Origin of the sequence: Rothia sp. (in: high G+C Gram-positive bacteria), from assembly GCF_015265375.1 — a bacterium.
Lineage (GTDB): Bacteria > Actinomycetota > Actinomycetes > Actinomycetales > Micrococcaceae > Rothia.
In genome coordinates, this window is record NZ_JABZXW010000014.1 from 19,669 (window position 1) to 37,442 (window position 17,774).

Here is a 17,774-nt window from a genome sequence, read left to right on the forward strand (position 1 = left end):
GTCTATCAGCTGGCGTATGCGTTCGCGTTACTTCGAAGCCTTAACCTCAATGCCGCTCACGTCAATCTGCTCCAGCGGAATGATGCGGTCGCGAGTGACCACGCGGTGCACCAGCCAGACCGCAATAATCACGGGCAGACCAATGTAGGAGCTCAGAACGCCAAACCAGTCGCCGCTGAGGAACGCCTCGTAGTTCTGACCGCCAATGACGACCAGGCACATGAGGAAGGCGATAATCGGGCCTGCAGGGAAGAACGGCGCCACGTAGGGCAGGTCCTTCAGGCTGTTACCCTGCTTCAGGTACGCGCGGCGGAAACGGTAGTGAGCCACGGCGATACCCACCCAGGTGATGAAGCCAGCCAGACCGGACACGTTCACCAGCCACAGGTACGCGCCGTCCGGCGAAAGCAGTGCGGCGATGAAGCCGACCGCGCCGATAGCGGCGGTTGCCAGCAGCGCGTTCATGGGCACGCCACCGGAGTTGATGCGGGTGAACATCTTCGGAGCCTTGCCCTCCTGCGCGAGCGCGAAGAGCATACGAGCCGAAACGTACAGGCCCGAGTTACCCGCAGAGAGCACTGCGGAGAGGATCACGGCGTTCATAATGGCTGCCGCGAAGGCGATGCCCGCACGCTCGAAGATGAGGGTGAACGGGGAGATGTTGATGTTGCCGTCCGCTGCGGTGAGCAGGTTCGGGTCGGAGTAAGGAATCAGGAAGCCGATGACGACCATCGCACCAATGTAGAAGAGCATGATGCGCCAGAACACGCTGGTCAGTGCGCGGGGCACGTCGCGGCGGGGGTTCTCGGACTCACCAGCAGCCACACCAATCATTTCGGTGCCCTGGAAGGAGAAGCCAGCCACCATGAAGATGGCGAGCACGGCGGGTGCGCCGCCAACGAAGGGTGCCTCACCGACGGTCCAGTTGGAGAAGCCCGGCGAGCTACCGCCCAGGATGCCGAAGATCATCGCAATACCAGCAATGAGGAAGACGACCACGGTGACGACCTTGATGGTGGCGAGCCAGAACTCACTCTCACCGTAGGAGCGTGCCGAGAGGGCGTTGATGCCGGTCAGCAGCACGAGGAATCCTGCCGCCCACACCCAGGATGGGACGTCCGGGAACCAGTACCTCATCACCTCACCGACGGCGACGAGCTCGGCGGCGACGGTAATCGCCCAGTTGAACCAGTAGTTCCAGCCCATGGCAAAGCCGAAGGACGGGGACACGTAGCGTGCCGCGTAGGTCTGGAATGCGCCGGGGACGGGCAGGTGTGCAGCCATCTCGCCGAGGGACTGCATGAGGAACAGCACCATGACGCCGATGAGGGCGTAGGCGAGGATTGCGCCGCCGGGGCCTGCAGTGGAGATGGTCTTACCGGAGGCGACGAAGAGGCCGGTGCCGATTGCGCCGCCGATTGCGATCATCTGCATGTGGCGGGCGGAGAGGCCTCGCTTCAGTTCACCCTCTGCGGGGGTGGCTTCCGATGCAGCGCCGGAAGTCTCTGTAGGCTGTGCCATGTCAGGTCTTCTTTCTGAGGCTATTGCTTCGTGCGTTTGCTAGCGGTCTAGTCTGGTGTCCAGTCTAGTCCTGCTGCGGGTGGTGCCGCCGAAGGTTTGTGCCTGGGTCAAGAAATTCTTTAATCTTAAGGATTTCTTACGTACCGTAAGTTTTCCTAATCTGAGGGTCAATCCTACTCGCTTTTTAGGCTCTTTTCCACCCAAAACCACAAAAACACAGAAAAACCCTCCCGTACCCGCTTCATCACAAGCGGTACGGGAGGGTTCCCTATCAGGCTAATTCACCCGATCTATTCAGCTCACCCGGCTTTAGTCAGCCAGGTTGTGGAACGAAACGTTCGTGGGGTGCTCCACGGTACGAGAAACGGTGCAGTCCTTCTGCTCACTGAGCTGAATCAGACGGTCCACCATCTTCTGTGCCTTGGCGCCCTGCTCATCGGCAGGGAAACGCACATCAAAGTCCACCTCAACGTCGTCGAGGCGCACCGCGCCGTCTTCGGTCTGCTTCAGCGCCGAGGCGAGCACCTCGAACACCTCGGGGGTGGAGCGGCGGGAGGTGCCCGCGTCCACGTCTACGGAGGAGCAGCCGGCAATTGCGGCGAGCAGCAGCTCGACGGGGGTCAGCAGGCCCTCGCCCACACCGAAGTCGAGGGTTGCGCCGTTGGCACCGTAGGCACGGTAGCGCAGGCGGTCGATGCGCTCGATCTTGGTCTGGCGGTAGTTGTCGAGTTCGCGGCGTTCCTGCTGGCGCGAGTACACCTTCTTCTGCTCTTCTGCAGTCTGCTCGGCGTTGTTCTGCACGCTGTTGTTCTGTTCAGCGTTGTTCTGTTCAGCCATTGAGGTTCCTTTCGGGTTGTCTGCACGGTCGCTAGGTTATTCAGCGCCGCGTTGTTTAGCGTCATTCACTATAAGCGTGTTTCTCATTATTTTATTCCCGGACTCTTTTTCTCGTCGGTCAACCGCTTGCTCCTATACACTGGAAAACCGCGGCGGAGCTTCGAAGTCCCTCACGCACACAGTAGATTTTTTGAAGAGCACAACATACACAAGGAACTTCTTTTATGGCACAGACCCCCGGCACTGGGCGTCCCGGCACTGGGCGTACGAGCACGCAGAATGATTTCCGCTTGGCTGTTGCGGATTCTTCCGTGGTGATGCTCGGTATCGCTGTGCTGGGTTTGGGTCTGGGTATTATCCTCAACGCGCACGGCCTGCCGATCTGGACTGCGCCGCTGCTATCTGCCCTAGTTTTTGCCGGTTCGGTGGAGTTTTTGATGGTGGGCATGGTCAGCGGTGGCGCGCCCCTAGCGTCGATTGCGTTGACGGTGTTCCTGGTGAATGCGCGCCACCTGGTGTACGGTCTTTCCTACCCGTTGCACAATGTGAAGGGTTTCTGGGCTAAGGCTCTGGCGATTCACACTCTTTGCGATGAGGCGTTTGCTCTCAACTCCGGTCCCGATCGTAATGAGCGTTCGGGGGCGCGCATTCTGTGGGTGAACATGCTGATTTACGTGTCGTGGGTTCTGAGCGTAGTCCTCGGGTATGTGCTGGGCGCAAGCTTCCTCAGCAGCCTGAAGGGCGTGGACTTCGTGATGGTAGCCATCTTCACGGTTCTTGCGATGGACGGCTACCGCGCTAACCCGGATCGTGTGACGGCGCTCTTTGTGGCGGTTTCGGCTGTGGTTGCACTGATTTTTGCGCCGTCCTCGTTCCTGGTGGTGGCGTTGGGTTCGTATGTGTTGCTGCTGCTGGCGCGTTTCCCGGTGGCGAAACGCCGCGGTACTCTGCCGCATCGTACTGTGCATGAGGTGGCGGCTGAGGCTGAAAGCGCCGCTACCGCTGATGCACCCGCTTCCACACAGCGGTAAGAACGTTACATACGTGTTCAAAACCGGTTAGGATAGATGAGTGGAGCTTCGCTCTCCCCCTCTTTCTATTTCTAGGATTATTAAGATGCCTCCCGCGCGAACCTGCGCGGAGGCTCCCAGAGGTGAAGGTACACCATGACTCAGATGAAAGACACCGCTAAGGAAACTAGCGACGCAGAACGCTGTGCCGCCCCGGAGTAACACCGCACCGGGAGCGGCATCACCCGAGGTCACGCACGAGAACTACTGGCGCGCGCAACTACCCGCCCAGAACTATCTGCACAGAACTATCCACGCAGAAAACTCGTGTAGGAGGAACGACCCTCCGCCTCCATGTTTCGCGGCTTTCATCAACTCACGTACCTACCGCACTACTTAGCCCCCAGCCCCTTCTTCGGTTGGGCTCTCCCTACCCTTTTTCGCGGATGTTTTCACGGCTTTATCCGCACGCTTCTTTCAGGGCTCTTCCGCTCTTTTCGGGGCACTCTTTCGGGGTCTTTCGCTGAGTATGTGCAGAAAGAGAAAATCTTCATGAACAGTGAAGTGACCACCGGCTATATTCTTGCCGCGATTCTTGTGGCTGCAGGCATTACGTTCCTGCTTCGTTTGCTTCCCTTCGGTTTGAAGAAGGCTCTGGCTGGCTCCGAACTTTTGGATGCGCTCAGCCACTGGATTCCGCTCGGCGCGGTTGCGTTGCTTGCCATCTATGCGGTGGCAAAGATTGATTATTCTTCCATTGAAACGGCGGCACCGTACCTGGCGGGCCTGGTGGTGACCGTGGGTGCGCACCTGTGGCGTAAGAATATGGTGCTGAGCATGGTTGCGGGTACCGTCACCTGTGTTGTTCTGGCTAACTGGGTTTTCTAGGGGGTCATGATGAGCATCTCTAAGAATCCTGTTTCTTCCGCTGCTTCTTCTCAGCCTGCACCGCAGCAGGCGAGCCAGGCGGCGCCCCATCAGGCTTCTCCCGAGCAGGTGGAGCAGGTCATTGCTTCTGCGCTTCCGCTAACCGGAATGATTCCCGTGGTGGAGGCGCCCGCCTCCCCCGATGCACAGGAGCCTCAGCAGCCGCGCGAGAGCGGCTTCGCGGAGGCGATGCGTGTTGCCGGCGTGATTATGCTGGGCCTGTTCTTTGTCGGCATTGGTCTGGGCGTGCTGGTGCACAGTTACGGCCTGCCGTTCTGGGTGGCTCCCCTGCTGCCGATGCTGGTTTTTGCCGGTTCGGTCGAGTTTGTGCTGATTGATATGGTGTCGAATCACGCCTCGCTGTTCTCTATCGCGGTGATGACTCTGCTCATTAATTCGCGCCACCTCATGTACGGCCTGTCCTACCCGATTGAGCGTGTGCGGGGTGGTTTGGCGAAGTTCTACACCGTGTACACCCTCATTGATGAGGCGTACGCGCTGAACACCGGACCGGACCGCCATAAGCTTCGTGCCTCCCGCATCCTGTGGATCCACGCGGGCCTGCACCTGAGCGTTCTGGCGAGCGCTACGCTCGGTTATGTGCTGGGTGCAAGCTTCTTGAGCGAGCTCAAGGGCGTGGATTTTGTGATGACGGCGCTCTTTGCGGTGCTCGCTATCGATGCGTATCGCAGTTCTAAGGACCGCACGACTGCCGCTATTGCGGGTGTGTCTGCGGCGGTTGGTCTGCTGGTGGCGCCGCAGTCGATGCTGCTGATTTCGATGGTGGTGTACATTCTGCTGCTGGTATCGCGTTTTGTGGTGGCTAAGCGCCGAGGCACCCTGCCGGAGCATATGCTGGTCGCGGATGAGGAGCCCGCCGAAGCCGCCGAAACTGCCGAAACCTCCGACGCTCCCGGCCATCCCGGCATCTCTGCACACTAAGTCTGAATCGCGCACTAAGTCTGGATATAGTAAAGCGCCCCGCCCACCCGAAATACCGGGTGGGCGGGGCGTTATGCTGTCGCCAGCCGCATGTGTGGGTGAACCCTAGATCATGCGCTGTAGACGTTCAGTATCTGCTGTGCTGTGTACCGCCAGGTGTCCCTGACGGAAGTACTATGCGGGTGCCGGGCTTACGTCCGGTCCCGTACTAAGCTTACTTGATAGCTGCCAGGGCTGCTTCGTAGTTGGGCTCGTTGGTGGTTTCGGGAACCAGCTCGGTGTAGACAACCTCACCGGCGGGGTTCACGACAACCACGGAGCGTGCCAGCAGACCAGCCAGGGGGCCGTCCACGAGCTTCACGCCGAAGTCCTCACCGAAGGAGGAACGGAAAGCGGAGGAGGTCACGACGTTCTCAATGCCCTCGGCTGCGCAGAAGCGGCCGATTGCGAAGGGCAGGTCGTTAGAGACGCACAGCACGACGGTGTTCTCCAGGCCTGCAGCCTGCTTGTTGAAGGTGCGGACACTGTTTGCGCAAACACCGGTGTCGACGGAGGGGAAGATGTTCAGCACCAGGTTCTTACCTGCGAAATCTGCGGAGGAAATCTCGGAGAGATCAGCCGCAAGAACCGAAAATTCGGGCAGCTTTGCGCCGACTGCGGGCAGGTCACCGTTGGTGTGGATTACGAGTTCGTTATGTAGAGTTACTTCAGCCATGCTTTCATTGTCCCTTGGATACGGCGGGTGTGCAAGGGGACACAGGCACTAGCGGGCGGAGTTTCCGCATAGCTGATTTTCTGCGGTGCCGCTTCGCCTCCCCTGGCTCTGCTGTAGCCGCTGTCTAGCGCTAATCCCGGCCTGTGACTCTACGGTAATGAACAGCGCTGACCGCACGCGCCGCGCGTCCGCTTCTTTTTCCCTATACTGGACGAGTTCACACTATTCACTTCTTGACCAGCACCGATGCGCGTTGCAGCGCATCTTCAGGAGTATTCATGTCTTCTACTCACCGCCGTTTCACCGGCCGCACCGCTTTGGCTCTACCCGCACTGGGCGCCGCTCTAGCTCTTGTTGTCACGTCCTGCTCGGCAAGCACTGATTCTGCTGTTTCGGGTACCGTAGTGTCTTCTTCTAGCAGCGCTTCTGCATCCGCGAGCGCGACCTCCACTCAGGCACTGTTCCCGACCCCGTCGGCGAGCCCTAGCGCTACCCCGAGCGCATCCGCAAGCGCTACCCCGAGTGCTTCGTCGCCTGCTCCGGTGCCGTCGGTGGTGACGATTACGGTTCATGCTGAGCCGACCGCCTCCGAGTCGAAGACCTCTAAGTCTGAGTCGAAGAAGGATTCCACCTGCGCGTCTGATTCTGCATCGACCGTGGTGTCTAAGGCTCTGCGCGAGTTGAAGAATAAGAGCAAGTGGGATCAGTGGACGAACGTTTCGGCAAGCTACGAGGGTTACGACCCCTGTGCTGAGCTGTCGTGGATTGACGCGATTCCGGGTTCTTCCCCGTCTTCGTGTTGCACCGCGGCGATGGTGCACCACATTCTGCTGTTCCACCGCGGCAAGTTCATTGGTACCGCAACCTATGAGCCGTACTCGTTCTCTCCGGTGATTACCCGTACCTCGGACAGCTCGATTAGCGTGACCTACCGTTACATGAAGGAAGACGAGAAGGTACACAACGCGAGCGGTCGCACGACTGCTGAGTTCAGCTGGAGCTCTTCGCAGAACAAGGTTGTGATGACCGGTGAGGTTCCGCCGAGCTACTAGACCGAGCGAATAGCCGGTTCACCTTATAGGCTACGTGTTTGATGCCCAGGAGATTGGGCATACGAGAAACCCGCCGTCTCGCATATGGTGCATATGTGAGACGGCGGGTTTTCGTTGCTTAAGGATATGTAGAGTGCCCGAGGGCTAGCTATTTAGGCAACGAACTTCTTGTAACCGAAGTATGCGGCGCCTGCCAGGATAGCGATGCACAGAATCTTCTTCACGGTATAACTCCTTTGATTGTTCCGGTAGGCACCCGGTGTTTTACTCCGTCTGGCGACTCACCTGAAGGTGAGGGCAGGCGGGGTGTCATCCGCACGTGGTGCCGTTGCTCCCTATCTTACCTGCTTTTGAACAACGTTTTCTGTTTGACGTGCCAAGTCCGCATTTTAGACAGTCAAACACGCAGCGGTTCAGCGTGCCCTGAGCCAAGGAATACGCCTCTGACGGGCGCATAATGGGAGCATGAGTATTTTTAAGAAGAAAGAGTACAGCGCTGAGCGCTCGGCTACTCGCATGGCTCGTGCCCTCGCTGTGATGGGTGCGCTGCACTTCATCATCCCGGATCCCTTCGACTCGATTGTGCCGAAGTACCTGCCGGGTCCTGCCCACGCGTACACTCACGGTTCGGGTGTAGCTGAGCTGGGCACCGCTGCCCTGCTGGCTAATGATAAGACCCGCCGTACTGGTGGTCTGCTTGCGGCGCTGTTGTTTGTTGCGGTGTTCCCCGCGAACATTCAGATGGCTCTGGATGCGCGTAACCAGTCCACTCAGCGTAAGGCTATTGCGTACGGTCGCCTGCCCCTGCAGCTGCCGCTGATTTGTAGCGCTCTGAAGATTTGGCGTAAGTCGAAGTAGTCGCTTCGTCCGTTAGGAACGGCACCTCAGTGTTTTACACGTAAAACATTGAGGTGCCGTTTACCTTAACATACCCGTTATTAAGCTTTCCGTAACCAGTATTGCCTACACTGGAACTAACACACCACCTGTCACAGCGGCAGGTGTACAACCTTTGGAGAGAACAATGGGCACTATTATCGGCACCATTATTACCGGCGCAATTATTGGCGCGATCGCACGTTTCTTCATGCGAGGCCGTCAGAACATTTCGATTCTTTGGACCATTATCTGCGGTGCTGTCGGCGCGGCTATCGGCACTTGGGCAGCGACCCAGCTGGGTGTAGCGGACACCAGCGGCATTGACTGGATCCGCTGGATTATTTCAATTTTCGCAGCAATGCTGACTATTTCCGTCTACCTGGGCCTTACCGGCAGGAAGTAAAACATTCCGACCTATTGAGGGCGCGCTGAGCTTTTCTCAGATGAGCCCCTCATACACAAAGGCGGCACCTCCCCTAGCGTGAGCTAGTGCGGGAGGTGCCGCCTTTTCTGCGCCTCGCAGGAGGCGTTTTACGTCTTCTTGGCTTATATCGCCTTGGCTTATGCCTTCTTCACGACGGAGGACTTCAGGTACATCTGGCCTGCACCGGGGACCTTCGCCTCAATGTCGTGGCCGTTGACGGGGGATTCGAGCAGGCGGATGCCGCGCACCTTGGTGCCTGCCTTGATGTCTGCGCCGCCCTTGACCTTCAGACCCTTGACGATGGTGACGGAGTCGCCGTCGACGAGCTCGTTACCGACGGAGTCGAGAACCTTGGCACCTGCTTCTTCTTCGGTTTCGCCTGCTGCGGTGCGTTCCCATTCGTGGCCGCACATGGGGCATGCCCAGAGTTCGCCCATTTCGTAGGTGTAGTTTTCGTTGCATTCGGGGCAGGCGGGTGCTTCGATTTCGTTGAGGTTTTCGCTCATGGTTCCTTCTTCGATCTGTGCGGACGCGCCGCTCCCCTGCGGTATGTGGCTGCGGCGTGTGGGCGCGCGTCAGCGAGGGCGGGGTGCGACGGTGGAGGGTGCGAGGGTTCTCGCGTTCGTGCTGACTATACCATTTGGCGGGTGTGAACCGCATGTGTGAGGCTGGTTTTTGCTGGTCTTTTGGGGTGGGTTCGGGGCGTGGGTGAAGCCGAAAATAAATTTCGCATGGTTCATGCGTAATATTTTGGTTGGAAGGTGCTTCTGAACGGCTGCGGCGTGTATAGTGCTTAGAGTATTTGTACGTTTTGAGTAGTGAAAGGCACGGCTTCATGAAGCTTTCTGCACGTAACCAGTTCGCTGGCAAGGTTGTTGAGATTACTGAGGGTGCGACTAACGGCATCGTTAAGATTGAGATCGCTCCGGAGGTTGTTATCTCTGCTTCCATCACCAATGAGTCCATCAAGGAGCTGGGCCTGAAGGTTGGCGAGACCGCTTACGCAGTCATCAAGGCATCCAACGTTATGGTTGGTGCTGACCACTAATCCCGGTCAATAAGACTTACACCCGGGCGGCTACTTCTATGGCGCGCGAGGGTTAATAGGGCGGAGCCCCGCACTGTACACACAGTGCGGGGCTCCGTTTTTTATGTTTTTATCGCTTAGACGTTGAAGCGGAACTCCACCACGTTTTGCACGAGACGAACGTCATATCCTCACAGAGAGGAGCGAAGGCGAGGGCGGGTTCCGCCCCTGTGAGGACATCCGCGAAGTCATGGAATACGGCGATGCTCGCGCCGCGAGGTTGTCGCGTAAGATCACGAAGGACAAGAAGAACAAGCGCGGCGAGATGGAGGGCGGCACGGTCACGACGACGACGTTTCTCGTGCACTTGCCGCGCACGTGAACTTCACCGAGTCCGACAAGTTCGCCGACTTCGCGAAGGCGGTGACGGCTGGCAGAGAGCAGCGGCGAGAGCGCACTCTCGACAGACAGCAGCGTAGTCAGCGCGTGATCGAGCAGCGGCTCAACAAGGCCAGCACGACCACCAAGAGTACGACTCATGACTGCGATAGCAGCAACGACTCATTTGAGATGGGGCGAAGCAATGTTGTTTCGATTGGCGAATGGAAAGACCATTGAGGTTCATCACGGACCGATTGATCCGAAGCTCGCAACGGCGAAGAAACGTGAACGTGAAACTAAGAGCACGAACGATCGCAAGGTGACAGGCACACAACCAACACAGCGTGATGATGCTCAGAAGGCGTAAGAGAGAACGAGAACCCCCGACACGACTGAGGTCGCCTCGGGGGTTTTCGTTCGTTGTAGGGGCTCCTGAGGGCGTCAGGGTTGGTCTGAGATGTGCAGACGCTTTCCGAGCGCCTTGACTACCTTTTCCAGCGTCCCGGTGGAGATGTTGACACCAGTCTCGACACGAGCGATAGTCGGACGTGAGACCTGAGCACGGTTGGCCAGCTCGGTCTGGCTCCAGCCGAGGGCACGGCGAGCGATGCGGATGTCCTGACCGACACCGTGCGCCGGGTTCGGTACACGACTCATGACAGGCTCCCAATGACGGGTGTAATGGCACGCTCAACACGTACACGCAGGGCGTGTCCATAGGCGCTCATGCCCTCCCAGTCCACCACGTCCTCGCCCTCAGCATTGGTGACGACGGGAACCATGATGCGAGTTCTTCCAAGTCTGCGCATATTTGCGATATTCCCGTACGAAAACTTTCCAAAGGTCTGCAACCGCACACAACCAGCAAGGAACATCAATGCGGATTCTGAAGCATCGGCGTATCTTGGTTCCAACGCAGTCACATTATTGGAACCCCAAAAGGGAACAGGTTGGTATGTGCAATATCCGACTCCTCCAGCCCCAGTATTAACCATGGCTAACCATTTCCCAGGAAACAGTGGTTGCTCATCAACAAACCCCACCTGGCTGTTGTGGCGTGAAGCCGCAACAACATATGGAGTCTTGCCACTATCATTTCGGGTCGCCTGCTTGCCACGGTGTTGAATGAACAATTCATCTATCAACATTGGTTCGAACCTCAGTTCCGGGAGCGTGTCGTCGTCAGCGAGGCGAGTCTCGCGAGCGCTGTGTGTGCGTGTGACAACCTGGTCCAGCAGCTCTGCGCCAAGGCGGTCCATGCCGTCCCAGTCGGCCTCGATAGTGCCGTCGCTCCCCACAGCCGTCGGAACCATAACGGTCTGACGATTCAAACGTTGCAAGTTCAGCTTCGACCCATAGGAGTACTTGTTGACACATTCTCGTTGAATGATCGCGCAACAGACAAGAAGTGCGGCTTCGGAGACATTCTTAGCGATTGGCTCAAGGGCAATCACGTCATCAGAAGCGAAGAAGGGTGCTGGTTGCAAGCGAGTTTGTCCCACTGATCCGTTGTAGACAAGAGTAATCCATCCGCCAGGGAAGAGCGGGTCAACATCGGAAAACCCTGTGATGCTGTTGTAGGACTCAGAGCCTCCAACGAACGGAGTCTTGCCAGGTTGACGATGCGCTGCCACAAGTCGCTTCCCCTTGTGGGGACGAAACATGTCGACGATGAGCATCGGCTGAAAGTCGAGGGTGTCGAGGACGCTCATTCGCCGGCCTCCTCGTCACTGGTGACGTTCAGAGACGGCGTGATGAGGTCGCCGAGCCCGTGGGCGTGCATATCAACCTGCCAGGTCACGTAGTCAGCGACCGTCTTCATGAAGTCCTCGTAGGTCGGTGGCACGTCGTTGAAGTAGAAGTAGCTGTGCTGCCACTCGTCCTCGGCAGTGACCTCGGATCGGACGATGAAACTCGTGTCATCCTGGGCATCACCGCGCAGAACCTCCAGGAGGTGCTTGCGGCGCGAGGCGACCGTGCCGTCGTCCACAAGGCCACGGTGCGGGGCGACGCCCCAGCCGTCCTTCTCAAAGTTCACGAAGCGAACCTTCTGACCCTCAGGGTGCTTGCGTCCTGCCGTGAAGATCGCGATGACCGTGTGGGGCGTGTGCCCCGAGTTTGCAAAGGTCATCGGGTTCATGGTGATTACCGTGTCGAGCGTGTGGTGCTCAAGGATAAAGCGCTTGCGTGCCTTATCCTCCTTAGTCTTGCCGACCATCGCGGACTGGGGCACGATCACGGCGAGCTTGCCACCAGGGTTGAGGAACTCCAGCGCACGCTCGATGAAGGCGAGCTCGGAGAGGTTGCGGGTGTTCTTGTCCTTGGCCTGCGAGTAGGGCGGGTTGAGGAGCACCTTGGTGAAGCCGTGTCCGAGGGCGATTGTGCCGTCAGACAGCTTCATGTCCCCGCGCATTTCTGCCATTGGAGCCTCGAAGATCGAGTCGCGACGGAAGTTCGCCTTGCCATCGCCTCGCAGGATCATGTTCGTGGTGCCGATTGCGAAGAGCTTGTCCTGGAGCTCGATGCCGTAAAGGCGGTTCTTGCGGATGTCCTCGCGCATGGCCGCGTTGTCGCCCACGTCGTCGAACATCCGTTGCATGGCAGCGATAAGGAAGGAAGCGGTGCCTGCGGTGGGGTCGAGAACGTAGTCGGTGGCATTCACGTCGATCAGCTCAGCCATGAGCGTCGTGACGTGCTCGGGCGTAAGCACGATGCCGAGGCCCGATCCGTCACCTCCACCGTACGAGATAAACTCGTGATAGAAGTTGCCGAGCACGTCGAAGGCCATCGAAGGGTCAGTGACAACGTGGTACACGTCGTTCTCCAGGATGCGAGTCATCCATTTGAGGGGAGACTCGCCGAGGTCTCGGTGGGAGCGGTTGAGCTGCGGTGCCTGCTTGATGAAGGAGAACTGGTCAAGGAGCGTGCCGATCTTCGCCTGAGGCATGAGTGCTTCGGACTTCATGTACTGCTCGGCAGCATCGTAGATGATGCGCCCATCCCACACCTGGTAATTGTTACGGGGCGAAATGCTCTTGAGGCTGTCGAGGTCGAAATAGGGGTTCTTGAGCGCCAGGAGAATCGCTGAGACGAGCGGCGCCTTGCGGTCGTTTTCAACGGAGCCGTAGTTGCGCATCCCCTCGTGCAGGCGCTCAGCAGCGGCACGAACATCGTCAAGTCGAACTTCAGCGCGCGGGCGCTGTCCGCGAACCTGAACGGCATAGTACTCGCCAATCTCCTTCTCGGAGAACACTTCGAGGTTGTCGAGGTCGTCAAGGTGCTTGACAAAGCCAGGGGCCAGGTAGGACACGGCGATCTCATGGTGGACTTCGCCACCGCCGACACCCACGGCGAAGACACCCTTGTCGAACGGGATGCCGTTGGCAAGCATCGTCTTCGCGTAGTGGATCGCACCATTGAGCGCGTAGTCAGCACGGTAGGGATGCTCGGTGATCGGGTCACCATCGACGAGGTAGCGCGTGCGCTGCACGTCCTTCTTGTCCTCAACCACGACGACGAAACCATCTGAGACGAAGACGAACTCAGGCTTGCCCTCAGCATTGGCCGAGGCAGACTTCGACCCACCCTTGAGGGCATCTCGCTTCCACTGGGGGCCACCGTCCTGTTCCCAGGGGCGATTAAAACCAATTTCGCGTAGCATGTCACGGACGATCTGGTCCGTCGCCCTCTCGTTCGCCATGTTCTTCCTCTCTTTGGCGGGCCGTTTCTACCTCAGACTGTATCAGATATATTGCATTGAGAATAGTCAGACACGGCAACAAAAGGACGGGTTTTGTCTGAAAAACGACCCCCTAGAGGTCGGTGTGACCTCCAGGGGGGCAGATGTGCGTTCAGTGGGCACGGAAGATAAAGACGCCGCCGTCAGGGACGTTGGCGATGGCATAGTCGAATCATTCATCGCACTACCAGGCGTCGATGTCGAAGTAGCTGTGTAGGTGCTCGGGAACCTCGTCCCAGATGCACATCTCCTCGGCGAGGTGGGCAGAGCAGTCGTTCTCCGAGTCCCAGAAGCTGCAGTAGCGATCCTCGAAGTCAGACGCACACGGCAGGCCGTCCACATCAGCCACGTAGCAGCTAGTCTCCACCCATGCCAGCAGGGCACCCCACTGCATCTCCCCCGCCTCCTCGTAGAGGTCACCCCACGAGGTAGCAGCAGACGGCGACATCTCGCCGGTACCGCTCGGGAAGCCCGTGAGGTCGAAGCACCATAGTTCTTCGTGAGAAGTGGGGGCGATGGATGTCCTCAGGGGTGAGGTCGGCGTCTCCGTTGGCTGTCACGAGAAGCAGACCTCGGGACTCCGTGCGATCAATCCAATCCTCCAGCTCCCGAGGCTGGCGTATGAGGCGGTCAAGGTCATAACAGACAATCGCATCGAGGAGCTGGGCCTGAAGGTTGGCGAGACCGCTTACGCAGTCATCAAGGCGTCCAGCGTTATGGTTGGCGCTGACAACTAATCCCGGTCAATAAGACTTACACCCGGGCGGCTGCTTTTTGTAGCGTGCGAGGGTTAACAGGGCGGAGCCCCGCACTGTACACACAGTGCGGGGCTCCGCTTTTATGTCACATAGGTTTTCAGACAAATCCTACTCTCAGATAACCTGCTGTTTGTAACAGACATATTATTGAGGCTCTACAGGATCTCCTAACGCCAGGTTAAGTGACTGCTCAGCGCGTGCACGCAAAGCACGACAGTAAGCATTCATTCCGTCCCAATTATTTTTCCTTCTTCTGCCGCTTCAATGATGACGGGAACCATAATTCGAGTCTGCTTAAGACGTGCCATCGAGACTTTTTAAGAACCCACAATTTTCTGACATAGATCATCAATCTTTTCCCTATTACCGTCAATAGTTTCAGAATTTCCACCGAGTCGCAAAGCGATGTGATGCGGAGACACAAGATGAATAAAGCATAGAATTTCTTTAATAAACTCCCTGAAATCCCCTACTTTTAGAGTAGGTTGAAGACTAATATTATCGCCCAACATTTGATGGCCAGAGTGTGAATCTGTATTAATATATACCTGAGAAATAAATTTATCCATAAAATCGCACTCCTTTCGCATCCGGTTCTCCCTATAGTATTCTTGAATTTTCGCTATAGAACTTCTATTAGCAACTCCAGACTGTCCTAATTCAAAACGCAAAAACGCTTCCCAAACACGACGAATTTCATTTGCCGCCGGCACATCATCCACTATGGTCTCATCCGTAGCAAACTTAAACATTCGAGCTAGCATTTCTCTATATTCGTCAATATATTCAAAGTTTGTCGATATTAGCTCATCCTGAAGATGCCAACATTGTAAAACTACACTATTAGATATATATGAAATTAATTTTGACAACTCATGAGCAACAAAAATATCATGAGTAGTAATTAATAATTTGGAACTAGACCCACTAGGGAAAATCTTACGAATTATGTATCCCAGAAGTTTAATCACCCCAAATTTATTATCATAATCAAAACTAGAAATTGGGTCATCAAGGATAATAATTTTGTTACTATTCAAAGAATTTTCATATTCCTCCCCGTCTGCGATTTTAACGAAGAAGTAGCACAGAGAAAGAATATTTTGCTCTCCAGTAGAGAGCCTACTCGGGGGGACATCTTTACCCTTATTTACAACACGATACCCATGCCTTCCTCCAGCTTCTAGAACGATTACGTCAGGACCGAATACTATCGATAGGAGATCATTAATTTTATCCGCAGCTTCACTTTCACTCCTTAATTTAGCCTCTTCAATCCCCAATCTTTCAGAAATACCATTTATTTCCTCTTCAATATTTTCTTTACGACGGTTTACTTCCAATATTTTAGTTTCCACTTCTTTTAGGAGTTGAACATCTTTATATGTTTCAATAATTGTAATTTCATGATTTATATCTTCACACCTTCGACGTATATCTTTGGCCTGCCCACCCTGAGAGTTATACTTCTCAACCATTTTAAAAATTTCGTTATATTTTTGATTTATTCGACTCACTACGACGCTAGGGTCAATATCGTCAAGGTTTACTCCCTTATCAGGATTATCAATTTTTTCTTGAATTGCCGAATTTATCCCTTCACATATTTCATAAAGTGCAGAAAAATCACCTTCGATAGATTTGATCATTTCATCAGGCAAACAGATATCAGGCAGTTTCTGCATCTCTGGACGCCAAGAAAATTTCAACCTTTGTAGCTCTTGAATTTCTCGATTATTATTAATATCAACAATATATTTATTAATTGATTCAATGATTTCATTCTTGACATTTTCACCAATATCCTGAAAACAATGCGGACAAAATGAAGAATCTTTTGAAAATGTTACTCTGATACGGCGCTCAAGCTCCTCCATCCCTGCAGAAGATTGATGAACTCTCTGATAGTATTTATCCGTATCATTTGTCCCACGAAGCACCTGAACAGCATCTATGCTTTCTTTAATTTTATTTAAGCTAAAAGGAACAGAAAGCATATTAGGCCGCCAATTAATTTGCTGAAAATTAGATACTTTATTTAGCTCTTCTACGCTTTCATTGAATTCTTTTAGCAACTCATCCTTAGATGGCATTTCCCCTAAATCTCGCGTCTCTTCCTTGATACGCTCAACATAGCCAGCAGGACGATTTTTATACTGATTCTTTACAACGTTGTAGTACTGCGTACGCCCCTTCCAGGAACTTGGGTTCCACCCATTTTCATCTTTATAAGATATAGTATTCTCAATATCCTTAATTAAATTGTCTCTTTTGTCTTCAAGACGACTTATCCCTATTTCAACACCATCTTTAACGCTGGTTTTTTTGCGTAGTTCTTGTCTGAGCTTATCTATCTCTTCCTGGACTTGAACTGCTTCACCTAAAAGAACTATAGATCCTAGATAGTCATCCTCAAGTTTGCGGAAATTATTGATTATAAATTTTTCATCAAAGAGGTAAATATTTTCAAGTTCACCCTCAATCAAATTATCATCATCATCCAAGAGATCTACATGATTAGTCTTACTTTTAAAAGCTTGGGCAATCGTCGATTTACCTGAACCATTATTTCCGAGAATAATTGAACATTGAGCCAACCCTGCCCATTCATTTTCATTGTTTATATTTTGAAAAACGGGATACTTTTTATACCCTACATAATCTTTATTAATTTTTATGCTACAGATTCTTTCAATATCAACCATTTGTTCCTCCTAGAACTAGTAGATTACCTACATTGAATATATATAATAAAATCCCCTTGAGTATCAGTTCATCATAGATACAACTGTCTCAAGGGGATCTTATAACTTCACTGTTACTCAGATATTAATTTATTTAATTATTCTAAGCTTAGACGTTGAAGCGGAACTCCACCACATCGCCGTCCTGCATGATGTAGTCCTTGCCCTCCATACGGACCTTGCCGCGAGCCTTCGCCTCCGCCATGGAGCCCGCCTCGTCCAGGTCCTTGAAAGACACAACCTCAGCCTTAATGAAGCCGCGCTCAAAGTCAGAGTGAATCACGCCAGCAGCCTGCGGCGCAGTATCGCCCTTGTAAATAGTCCAGGCGCGGGCCTCCTTCGGGCCAGCAGTCAGGTAAGTCTGCAGACCCAGGGTCGAGAAGCCCACACGAGCCAGCTGGTCCAGGCCGGACTCATCCTGACCGTTCATCTCCAGCATCTCGCGAGCCTCCTCCTCAGACAGCTCCACCAGATCAGCCTCCAGCTTCGCATCCAGGAACACAGCCTCAGCCGGCGCCACCATGTCACGCAGCTCCTGCTGCTTCTCCTCAGACGCCAGAATGCCCTCATCCGCGTTGAACACGTAAATGAACGGCTTAGCAGTCAGCAGGTTCAGCTCCTTCAAATGAGCCAGCTCCAGCTTCGCGTCCTTCGCACGAGAAATGATGGTTTCACCATCCTCCAGGATCTTCTGCGCAGCCTTATAAGTCTCCAGCTGAGCGGCGTCACCCTTCTTAATCTTCACAGCCTTCTCCAGACGCGGAATAGCGTTCTCCAAAGTCTGCAGGTCAGCCAGAATCAGCTCAGTGTTAATGGTC

At 54.8% G+C, this 17,774-nt stretch carries 21 protein-coding genes; 10 read left to right on the top strand and 11 right to left on the bottom strand.

What is annotated here, in order from left to right:
• Positions 1 to 27: 27 nt before the first annotated feature.
• Positions 28 to 1,521, bottom strand: coding sequence for an amino acid permease (locus HXO69_RS03340; RefSeq protein ID WP_296545288.1), 1,494 nt, complete (start codon positions 1,519 to 1,521; stop codon positions 28 to 30).
• A 309-nt stretch (positions 1,522 to 1,830) separates the two neighbouring features.
• The gene (locus HXO69_RS03345; protein ID WP_193388450.1) at positions 1,831 to 2,358 is read right to left on the bottom strand and encodes an OsmC family protein; all 528 of its coding nucleotides are present in this window, start codon (positions 2,356 to 2,358) and stop codon (positions 1,831 to 1,833) included.
• A 224-nt stretch (positions 2,359 to 2,582) separates the two neighbouring features.
• Between HXO69_RS03345 and HXO69_RS03350 the strand changes: the two genes are divergently transcribed.
• The 3 genes from HXO69_RS03350 to HXO69_RS03360 all read left to right on the top strand — a co-directional run bounded on the left by HXO69_RS03350 (position 2,583) and on the right by HXO69_RS03360 (position 5,237).
• Entirely contained in the window at positions 2,583 to 3,389 is an 807-nt protein-coding gene (locus HXO69_RS03350; RefSeq protein WP_296545289.1) for an AzlC family ABC transporter permease, read from the top strand.
• 531 nt (positions 3,390 to 3,920) lie between these two features.
• Positions 3,921 to 4,256, top strand: coding sequence for a branched-chain amino acid transporter permease (locus HXO69_RS03355; protein WP_296545290.1), 336 nt, complete (start codon positions 3,921 to 3,923; stop codon positions 4,254 to 4,256).
• Between the two features lie 9 nt (positions 4,257 to 4,265).
• On the top strand, positions 4,266 to 5,237 hold the full coding sequence (locus HXO69_RS03360) for an AzlC family ABC transporter permease (RefSeq protein WP_296545291.1): 972 nt from the start codon (positions 4,266 to 4,268) through the stop codon (positions 5,235 to 5,237).
• 214 nt (positions 5,238 to 5,451) lie between these two features.
• Here HXO69_RS03360 and tpx read toward each other — a convergent pair whose 3' ends face one another.
• The gene (gene tpx, locus HXO69_RS03365) at positions 5,452 to 5,952 is read right to left on the bottom strand and encodes a thiol peroxidase (RefSeq protein ID WP_005505164.1); all 501 of its coding nucleotides are present in this window, start codon (positions 5,950 to 5,952) and stop codon (positions 5,452 to 5,454) included.
• 278 nt (positions 5,953 to 6,230) lie between these two features.
• Between tpx and HXO69_RS03370 the strand changes: the two genes are divergently transcribed.
• The 3 genes from HXO69_RS03370 to HXO69_RS03380 all read left to right on the top strand — a co-directional run bounded on the left by HXO69_RS03370 (position 6,231) and on the right by HXO69_RS03380 (position 8,286).
• Positions 6,231 to 7,004, top strand: a complete 774-nt coding sequence (locus HXO69_RS03370) for an LppP/LprE family lipoprotein (RefSeq protein WP_296545293.1) — start codon at positions 6,231 to 6,233, stop codon at positions 7,002 to 7,004.
• 465 nt (positions 7,005 to 7,469) lie between these two features.
• Positions 7,470 to 7,862: a hypothetical protein gene (locus tag HXO69_RS03375; protein ID WP_070690666.1), complete on the top strand. Its 393-nt coding sequence runs from the start codon at positions 7,470 to 7,472 to the stop codon at positions 7,860 to 7,862.
• Between the two features lie 166 nt (positions 7,863 to 8,028).
• On the top strand, positions 8,029 to 8,286 hold the full coding sequence (locus tag HXO69_RS03380; RefSeq protein WP_005505157.1) for a GlsB/YeaQ/YmgE family stress response membrane protein: 258 nt from the start codon (positions 8,029 to 8,031) through the stop codon (positions 8,284 to 8,286).
• Positions 8,287 to 8,444: 158 nt separating this feature from the next.
• On the opposite strand, the gene HXO69_RS03385 is transcribed toward HXO69_RS03380, so the two are convergent.
• Positions 8,445 to 8,813: a zinc ribbon domain-containing protein YjdM gene (locus tag HXO69_RS03385; RefSeq protein WP_070680342.1), complete on the bottom strand. Its 369-nt coding sequence runs from the start codon at positions 8,811 to 8,813 to the stop codon at positions 8,445 to 8,447.
• A gap of 329 nt (positions 8,814 to 9,142) precedes the next feature.
• Between HXO69_RS03385 and HXO69_RS03390 the strand changes: the two genes are divergently transcribed.
• From HXO69_RS03390 to HXO69_RS03400, 3 genes are all read left to right on the top strand, one after another.
• The gene (locus HXO69_RS03390) at positions 9,143 to 9,355 is read left to right on the top strand and encodes a molybdopterin-binding protein (RefSeq protein WP_005505155.1); all 213 of its coding nucleotides are present in this window, start codon (positions 9,143 to 9,145) and stop codon (positions 9,353 to 9,355) included.
• Positions 9,356 to 9,584: 229 nt separating this feature from the next.
• The gene (locus tag HXO69_RS03395; RefSeq protein ID WP_296545296.1) at positions 9,585 to 9,716 is read left to right on the top strand and encodes a hypothetical protein; all 132 of its coding nucleotides are present in this window, start codon (positions 9,585 to 9,587) and stop codon (positions 9,714 to 9,716) included.
• 156 nt (positions 9,717 to 9,872) lie between these two features.
• Positions 9,873 to 10,082: a hypothetical protein gene (locus HXO69_RS03400; RefSeq protein WP_296545298.1), complete on the top strand. Its 210-nt coding sequence runs from the start codon at positions 9,873 to 9,875 to the stop codon at positions 10,080 to 10,082.
• Between the two features lie 74 nt (positions 10,083 to 10,156).
• On the opposite strand, the gene HXO69_RS03405 is transcribed toward HXO69_RS03400, so the two are convergent.
• From HXO69_RS03405 to HXO69_RS03425, 5 genes are all read right to left on the bottom strand, one after another.
• Positions 10,157 to 10,372 carry a helix-turn-helix domain-containing protein gene (locus HXO69_RS03405; RefSeq protein ID WP_296545299.1) on the bottom strand — a complete coding sequence of 72 codons (216 nt, stop codon included), beginning with the start codon at positions 10,370 to 10,372 and terminating at the stop codon, positions 10,157 to 10,159.
• On the bottom strand, positions 10,369 to 11,427 hold the full coding sequence (locus HXO69_RS03410; protein WP_296545301.1) for a restriction endonuclease subunit S: 1,059 nt from the start codon (positions 11,425 to 11,427) through the stop codon (positions 10,369 to 10,371). Before HXO69_RS03410 ends, HXO69_RS03405 begins: the two co-directional genes overlap by 4 nt.
• Positions 11,424 to 13,415, bottom strand: coding sequence for a class I SAM-dependent DNA methyltransferase (locus HXO69_RS03415; protein WP_296545304.1), 1,992 nt, complete (start codon positions 13,413 to 13,415; stop codon positions 11,424 to 11,426). The genes HXO69_RS03410 and HXO69_RS03415 overlap by 4 nt, the downstream gene beginning before the upstream one ends.
• Before the next feature lie 223 nt (positions 13,416 to 13,638).
• Complete coding sequence (locus HXO69_RS03420; protein WP_365668227.1) at positions 13,639 to 13,983, bottom strand: antirestriction protein ArdA; 345 nt, start codon at positions 13,981 to 13,983, stop codon at positions 13,639 to 13,641.
• Positions 13,871 to 14,104, bottom strand: coding sequence for a hypothetical protein (locus tag HXO69_RS03425; protein ID WP_365668231.1), 234 nt, complete (start codon positions 14,102 to 14,104; stop codon positions 13,871 to 13,873). The genes HXO69_RS03420 and HXO69_RS03425 overlap by 113 nt, the downstream gene beginning before the upstream one ends.
• A gap of 18 nt (positions 14,105 to 14,122) precedes the next feature.
• Here HXO69_RS03425 and HXO69_RS03430 point away from each other — a divergent pair, with 18 nt between their 5' ends.
• Positions 14,123 to 14,191 carry a hypothetical protein gene (locus HXO69_RS03430; RefSeq protein ID WP_296545313.1) on the top strand — a complete coding sequence of 23 codons (69 nt, stop codon included), beginning with the start codon at positions 14,123 to 14,125 and terminating at the stop codon, positions 14,189 to 14,191.
• A gap of 338 nt (positions 14,192 to 14,529) precedes the next feature.
• On the opposite strand, the gene HXO69_RS03435 is transcribed toward HXO69_RS03430, so the two are convergent.
• Positions 14,530 to 16,917, bottom strand: a complete 2,388-nt coding sequence (locus HXO69_RS03435; protein ID WP_296545306.1) for an AAA family ATPase — start codon at positions 16,915 to 16,917, stop codon at positions 14,530 to 14,532.
• 148 nt (positions 16,918 to 17,065) lie between these two features.
• Positions 17,066 to 17,774 (bottom strand): DUF933 domain-containing protein (locus HXO69_RS03440; RefSeq protein ID WP_296545307.1); only part of this gene is annotated, 709 nt, incomplete at its 5' end.

Coding starts and splice junctions, on each gene's coding strand:
- HXO69_RS03340 (WP_296545288.1), bottom strand. CDS start 1,521: ATGGCACAGCCTACAGAGACTTCCGGCGCTGCATCGGAAGCCACCCCC.
- HXO69_RS03345 (WP_193388450.1), bottom strand. CDS start 2,358: ATGGCTGAACAGAACAACGCTGAACAGAACAACAGCGTGCAGAACAAC.
- HXO69_RS03350 (WP_296545289.1), top strand. CDS start 2,583: ATGGCACAGACCCCCGGCACTGGGCGTCCCGGCACTGGGCGTACGAGC.
- HXO69_RS03355 (WP_296545290.1), top strand. CDS start 3,921: ATGAACAGTGAAGTGACCACCGGCTATATTCTTGCCGCGATTCTTGTG.
- HXO69_RS03360 (WP_296545291.1), top strand. CDS start 4,266: ATGAGCATCTCTAAGAATCCTGTTTCTTCCGCTGCTTCTTCTCAGCCT.
- tpx (WP_005505164.1), bottom strand. CDS start 5,952: ATGGCTGAAGTAACTCTACATAACGAACTCGTAATCCACACCAACGGT.
- HXO69_RS03370 (WP_296545293.1), top strand. CDS start 6,231: ATGTCTTCTACTCACCGCCGTTTCACCGGCCGCACCGCTTTGGCTCTA.
- HXO69_RS03375 (WP_070690666.1), top strand. CDS start 7,470: ATGAGTATTTTTAAGAAGAAAGAGTACAGCGCTGAGCGCTCGGCTACT.
- HXO69_RS03380 (WP_005505157.1), top strand. CDS start 8,029: ATGGGCACTATTATCGGCACCATTATTACCGGCGCAATTATTGGCGCG.
- HXO69_RS03385 (WP_070680342.1), bottom strand. CDS start 8,813: ATGAGCGAAAACCTCAACGAAATCGAAGCACCCGCCTGCCCCGAATGC.
- HXO69_RS03390 (WP_005505155.1), top strand. CDS start 9,143: ATGAAGCTTTCTGCACGTAACCAGTTCGCTGGCAAGGTTGTTGAGATT.
- HXO69_RS03395 (WP_296545296.1), top strand. CDS start 9,585: ATGGAATACGGCGATGCTCGCGCCGCGAGGTTGTCGCGTAAGATCACG.
- HXO69_RS03400 (WP_296545298.1), top strand. CDS start 9,873: ATGACTGCGATAGCAGCAACGACTCATTTGAGATGGGGCGAAGCAATG.
- HXO69_RS03405 (WP_296545299.1), bottom strand. CDS start 10,372: ATGAGTCGTGTACCGAACCCGGCGCACGGTGTCGGTCAGGACATCCGC.
- HXO69_RS03410 (WP_296545301.1), bottom strand. CDS start 11,427: ATGAGCGTCCTCGACACCCTCGACTTTCAGCCGATGCTCATCGTCGAC.
- HXO69_RS03415 (WP_296545304.1), bottom strand. CDS start 13,415: ATGGCGAACGAGAGGGCGACGGACCAGATCGTCCGTGACATGCTACGC.
- HXO69_RS03435 (WP_296545306.1), bottom strand. CDS start 16,917: ATGGTTGATATTGAAAGAATCTGTAGCATAAAAATTAATAAAGATTAT.